Source organism: Actinomadura harenae (assembly GCF_003696215.1).
Lineage (GTDB): Bacteria > Actinomycetota > Actinomycetes > Streptosporangiales > Streptosporangiaceae > Spirillospora > Spirillospora harenae.
Genome location: NZ_RFFG01000209.1, coordinates 1 through 5878, shown reverse-complemented (window position 1 = coordinate 5878; position 5878 = coordinate 1). Strand labels below are relative to the sequence as shown.

3 protein-coding genes and 2 pseudogenes are annotated in these 5878 nt (G+C 75.0%); 3 read left to right on the top strand and 2 right to left on the bottom strand.

What is annotated here, in order from left to right:
* The 3 genes and pseudogenes from EBO15_RS44905 to EBO15_RS42440 form a co-directional block, all read left to right on the top strand.
* Positions 1–567, top strand: a pseudogene (locus EBO15_RS44905) (ATP-binding protein); the annotation flags it as partial.
* 125 nt (positions 568–692) lie between these two features.
* A complete protein-coding gene (locus EBO15_RS42445) occupies positions 693–2552 on the top strand; it encodes a hypothetical protein (protein ID WP_122200092.1) in 1860 nt (619 codons plus the stop codon).
* A 17-nt stretch (positions 2553–2569) separates the two neighbouring features.
* On the top strand, positions 2570–2926 hold the full coding sequence (locus tag EBO15_RS42440) for a DUF5955 family protein (protein ID WP_122200091.1): 357 nt from the start codon (positions 2570–2572) through the stop codon (positions 2924–2926).
* A gap of 27 nt (positions 2927–2953) precedes the next feature.
* Here EBO15_RS42440 and EBO15_RS42435 read toward each other — a convergent pair whose 3' ends face one another.
* Positions 2954–4162: a hypothetical protein gene (locus EBO15_RS42435; protein WP_199745175.1), complete on the bottom strand. Its 1209-nt coding sequence runs from the start codon at positions 4160–4162 to the stop codon at positions 2954–2956.
* 279 nt (positions 4163–4441) lie between these two features.
* Positions 4442–5878 (bottom strand): annotated as a pseudogene (locus EBO15_RS44900) (hypothetical protein); the annotation flags it as partial.

The window sequence follows — 5878 nt, the reverse complement described above, 5'->3', positions numbered from 1 at the left end:
ACGGTCGCCGACCGCGCCGTGACGCGCCGCTCCCGCGCGCTGCGCACGGCGTTCCCGCCCGCCGACCTGACCGAGGCGGTCGCCGCCGTCGGCGCGCGGCTGCTCGGCGGCGCGCACGACCTGTCGGGCCGCCGTGCCGGCGCGCAATGGGTGATCCCGCAGGTCCGCTGGCTGCACGAACTGGATCGGCTGTTCCCGTACGGCGCGGGCGCTCCCGACAAGCACGCGCTCGCGCCGCCGCTCGACTACCGCCTGCCCGGCCTCCGGGACGTCCCGGAGGCGCGCCTCGGCCACCGCCTGCGGGACCTGCGCCGCCATCCGCTGTCGATGGAGCTCGCGTCGAACCGTCCGCTCGCCCTGCTGTCGCTCGCGGGCGAGGACGACCACGCGGCGTTCTCCGCCGACCTGTCGCTCGTCACGATCGGCATGGAGGAGGACGAGCAGATCGACCACATCGCGTCCGCGATGCGCGTCGAGTCGTGGCTCGAACCCGTGCTGAGCTGGCCGGACAGGTTCGTCCTGCCCTTCGAGGACCTGTCCGCCGGCCTGCCCTTCCTGACCGGCTGACTCCCGGGCGCCCAGCACCGGCTCCGCCGTGCCGGGAGACGGTTTCGTCACGATCGCCCGGTGAGCCTCCCGGCGGCCGGGGAGGGATCGGTACTTTTCTCCTCCCCCTGCACGCCGGAGGTCGGATGGTCACCGTCGCCGAAGGTACCGCGCCCGCGTTCGGGCACGTGAGTCCCGGGCCCGCCGCGTCCGGGCGCCCGATGCAGAACACCACGCGCCATCTCTGCGCGGCCGTCTACCTGAACCGCGCGGTCTGCGCGCTGGTGATCGACGAGTACCTCCGCGACGAGCACCGGGCCGTCGTGCCGTCCTTCGGCTTCGACCTGGACCCGGTGATCCGGCACGCGCTGCGCGCCCGCAGGCTGCGGATCTCCCGCGACGTCCTCCTCGCGCTGGCCTGGACGCTGCTGCTCGCCCTCGCGCCCGGCATCGCGGTCTCCGTGGGGTGGGCGCTGGTCAGCCCGGCGATCGCGGCGCGCATCCGCTGGCGGTCGCTGGCCTGGCCCTGGCGGGTCGTGACCGCCGGGGCGCTGACGCTCCCGTTCGTCTACGCCCTGCTCGCGCCGGTCCTGACGACCGCCGCCATGACCTCCTCGGACGCCGAGGAGCCCGTGCACTGGAACATCCAGCGCCTCTGGACGGTGTTCCAGGTCCAACACCCCCTCGCGACCCTGGCGCTGGCCTTCCTGTGCTTCGCGCTGATCTACTTCGGGCACCTCGCGCTGCTGTTCTGGACGCTGTCCCGCGAGCTCGCGCCCGGCGCGCACGGACCCGGGCCGCGCGTGTTCAGCCCCCGCGTGGAGGTCCTGCTGGAGCGGATCCGCGCCGCCCAGCTCGGCAACGTCACGCTGTACTCGGGCGACAACCCGTTCGTCGGCGCGGGCCCGGTGTGGTCCGGCCTGACCCGGGCCTGGTCGATCGTGCTGGAGCTCGACCGCCCCGGCGGCGGCCCGCTGGACGGCGAGTCAGGCGGCGACCCGCTGTCGATGGAGTCGCCCGGACGGCCCGACCCGATGACCATGCACCGGCGCGTCCAGGAGAGCGTCCGGGCCATGCGGGACGAGTGGCCGCCCAGCCCGGACGGCACGCCCCCCGACCGCGGCTCGTGGCTGCCCCCGAACGAGCGCGTCACCGGGCTGAACACCGGCTGGCACGTCGTCGCGCCGGGCCTGTGCGAGCAGTGGGAGCGGCCGGTCGGCGCGTCCGACCCGAGGCCGTTCCGCGGGCACCCGCTGATCGACGGCGCCGCGCGGCTGCCCTACTCCCTGGCCGGGGACGAGGCCGTGGACGCGCTCGTCCGGCACCCGCAGGGAGCGGTCCGCTGCTTCCAGCGGATCACCGTCGGCGCGCAGTCGCAGCCGGTGCTGCGCCGCGACGGCGGCCCGCTCGCGCCCGCCGCCGACCGCGACCAGACCCTCACCACCTTCGTCTACCTCGCCGTCGAGGGACGGATGCTGTACGGGCAGTTCGTCGCGACCGTCCTGCCGCCCGTCCGGTCCGAGTTCCGGGTCGTGGACCTGCTGTCGGCGTGGAGCGTGCCCGTCCTGCTCGGGCAGGCCGTCCGGGTCGGATGGCGCGGCTTCGCCGAGGCCGTCCTGCTGCCGGTGCCGAGGACGGTCGCGGCCGCGTGGGGGATGGCGGGCGGAGCGCTGGCGGCGGCGTCGGGCGGCGATCCGACGGCGCGGACCGTGCGCGACTACGGCTCGCGGCTCAGCGTCCGCGAGCTCGTCGCCGACACCGACGTGGACGACTTCCTCCAGGCCACGGACGTGGACAAGTACGCGAAGCTGATCGAGCGGCGCGTCAACGAGGCGCTGCTGGACTACCTGGGGACCGAGTGCGGTGTCGACGTGTCGGCCTTCCGCGAGCAGGCCGGGACCCTCCTGAACCAGGGCGTGATCATGACCGGCGGACGTGTCGACGGGCAGATCTCGGTCGCGGGAAGCGGTTCCCGCGTCCGCCAGGCCCAGGGCGTCAACCCGTAGAACGAGAGAGGAGCGTCATGCGGCGGCACGGCGACGACCGTGGAGTGCACATCGGCGGGAACGCCCGGGTGTCCGGGCAGATCTCGACCGGCGACAACAGCGTCCAGATCCAGGGCGCGCGAGGCGACGCCGACGAGGGGACCGCCGAGGCGCTGGCCCGCGTCGCGGAGCTCATCGCCGCGCATGAGGCGGACCTTCCCGAGGCCGCCCGCGCCCGCCGCGACCTCGCCGACGTCCGCGAGGAGGCGGAGGCCGACGACCCCGACGACGACCGCATGTCGGGCGCCCTGGCCCGCCTGGCCCGCCGCGTCGCCGGCGTCACGGCCCTGGCCGAGGCCGTCCACGCCCTCGCGACCCGCCTCGGACTCGGCTGACGTCCAGGCCCCCCGGACTGGACCGGCCTAGATCGACGCCTCGGTGCGGGACGACAGGTTCGCCTTCTCCGCGACCGGGTTCCAGAGGCCGATGAACTCGTGCTTGGCGTCGGTGGCCTGCTGGTTCACGTCCGCGACGTCGGAGTCCGACGGGCAGCCCGGGGACAGCTCGATGTACTTGGCGTTGGACGCGACCGACGCCTGCAACGCGCGGACCAGGGCGTCCTTGAGCCGCTGCCCGTCGTCGAGCGCGCTCACGTCCAGGCCCTGCGCCGTGGACAGCTCCGACTGCCGCTCGCCCTTGATCCGCTGCAGCCCGGCGGTGTCGCACCCGTCGGTCAGGACGGTCTGGAGGTCGCCGCGCGTCGTCGACATGTCGTCCAGCAGCGTGTTCACCTTGCCCGCCTGCGCGGTCAGGTCCCCGCTCGGGGACGGCGAGGACGCCGTCGCCGAGGGCGTGTCGGACGGCTGCCCCTGGCCGGTCGGCTGGTCGCTCCGCTGCTGGGTCGCGGGCGAGACGCTGCCCGCCTGCCCCGCCTTCCCGGATCCGGTCGGCCAGAACACGATCCCGAGCGCGATCGCCGCGAGGACGACCAGCCCGGTCGCGATCAGCAGGTAGGGCGGGCGCCTCTTCGTCTCGGCGGGAGGCGGCGGGCTCCACACCTGCGGCTCGGCCGCCCACGGCTCCGGCGACAGCGTGATCGTGTGCTCGCCCGGCGTGCCGTCCGGCGGTGGGGGAGGCGTGGCCGACAACCCCGACCCGCCGCCCCACGGCTCGGGCGGAGGCCCGTAGGCCGCGCCGGGATCGGAGGGCGGCACCGGAACGGGCGTCCCCAGGTCGTACGCCGTCGGCGGCGACGAGTACCCGACGTCCAGCTCGGTCGGCTGCTGCTCCCCGTGCCCGAACCCCTCCGGAACCCGTCCGGGCTCGTACCCGCCCGGCGTCCCGTACTCCTGAGGCGTCCCGTACTGGGACGGCGCACCCGGCTCGTGCGGTGCTCCGTACTCGGGCGGAGGCCCGTACGCGCGGGACGCGTCGTACTCGGAGGGCGTCCCGTAGCCGGAGGGCGTCCCGTACTCGGGCGGGGCGGCGTGTTCGTGAGGCGCCTGTTCGGGCGGGGGGCCGTAGTCGGACGCGTAGGTGGGCTCGTGTCCGGCGGGGACGCCGGGGTACGGGCTCGGTCCGTGCTCCGGGGCTCCGGGCTTCGAGGCACCGGGCTCCGGGACACCGTGCACCGGGGCTCCGGGCTCGGACGGCCAGGGAGGCGATGACGGCCAGCCGTCATCGCGTCGCGTCGCGTCACCGGAGGGGGACGTGCCGTCGTTCAGGGGCGCGTCGCACCGGGTACAGCGGGGGAGCGCCGGGGTCGTGTCGCTACCGCAGGCAGGGCACCGCATGAAAACCCCTCACCGTCAGGGTCCGTCGCGACCAACCTACCGTGACCGGACGCTCGCCGGGATGGTCCCGGCGCCGTCGGCCACCCGGTTGTGATCAGGCGCCCACCTGCGGTTGTGTCAGACTCCCGTCCAGCGGCGGGAGGGCTGGCCGGTCTTGCGGGCGACGGGGTTCCACAGCTCCACGAAGCTCTTCTTGGAGGTCGTGGCGCGGCGCTCGGCGTCGGCGCGGCCGGGCGCGTGGTTCGCGTCCGGCTTCGGCTTGCCCTTGCAGCCGTGCTGCGACTGGGTGGCCCAGGTGAGCAGGGCGCTGTCGACGTCGAGGGACGCCTGGAGCGAGTCGTGCAGGGACGAGCGCAGCTTCTCGCCGTGCTCCAGCTTGTCGACCTTGAGGGCCGCGGTGTGCTTCAGCTGGTTCTGCCGGCGCTGGGCGACCTCGTGGAAGGAGCCGACCGCGCTCGCCAGGTCCGCGCACTTGCGGGACTGGCCGAGGCCCTTCACCAGGGTCCGCTTGGTGTCGGCGCTGGCGTTGAGGATCTGGTTCAGGGCGTCCGCCTGCTGCTTGGCCGCCGAGTCCACCGAGATCTTGTTCTTCTGCGCGACCGGGGAGTTGGACGCGCCCGGTCCCGCGTTGCTCTTGCCGCCGCTCGGCCACAGCACGACCGCGACCGCGACGACCGCCGCGGCGACGAGCGCGCCGACGCCGATGAGCAGCGGCTTGTTCTTCTTGCCGCCTCCGGACGGCGCCCCGCCCTGGAAGCCCTGCTGGCCGTATCCGCCCTGGTCGAAGCCGCCCTGGTCGAAGCCCTGCTGACCGAACCCGCCCTGCTGGGGCTGGCCGAACCCGCCTTGCTGACCGAATCCGGCGTCCTGCCCGAAGTTGCCCTGCTGGCCGAAACCGGCGTCTTGGCCGAACCCGCCCTGCTGCTGGCCGAAACCGGCGTCCTGGCCGAAGCCCTGCTGCTGGCCGAAGCCGCCGGGCTGCTGCTGGCCGAACCCGCCCGGCGTCGGCGACACGGCGCCCGGGGTGATCATGGCGGTGGCCTGGTCGCCGCCGTTCGGGAAGCCGCCCCCGGGAGGCGGCGGCTGCTGGCCCCAGCCCTGGTCGGCCACCGTCTGCGGCTGGGACTGGGGCTGCGGCTGCCACTGCTGCGGCCCGGCGGGCTCGGACGGCTCGTCCGGACGGCGCGGCTTGGCGTACCAGGACTCGGGGACGATCGACTCGGCGGGCTGCTCGGCCGCGCCGTCCTGCCAGTTCTGCGCGCGGGCCGCGGCGGGTGACGGCGCGATGATCGTCTTCATGTCGGACGGGTGCGGATCGGCCGGCGCGGCCTGCGGGTGCTCCCCGGACTCGGCGGGGTCGAACACCCACCCCGCCGTCGACTCGGGGTCGCCGCCCCCGGCGGGACCGCCGGGAGAGGACGCCGCCCACGACGGAGCGGGCGGCGGGGGGACGCTTCCCTCCGCGGGGGACACCGCGAGCGTCGGCGGGGCGGCCAGCGGCATGCCGGGCTGCCCGCCGCCGAAACCGGACGGCGCCGCCCCCGGCCCCGCGGG

Bases quoted from the DNA above. Each gene is read 5' to 3' on its own strand.
- EBO15_RS42440 (WP_122200091.1), top strand. From the start codon at position 2,570: ATGCGGCGGCACGGCGACGACCGTGGAGTGCACATCGGCGGGAACGCC.
- EBO15_RS42445 (WP_122200092.1), top strand. From the start codon at position 693: ATGGTCACCGTCGCCGAAGGTACCGCGCCCGCGTTCGGGCACGTGAGT.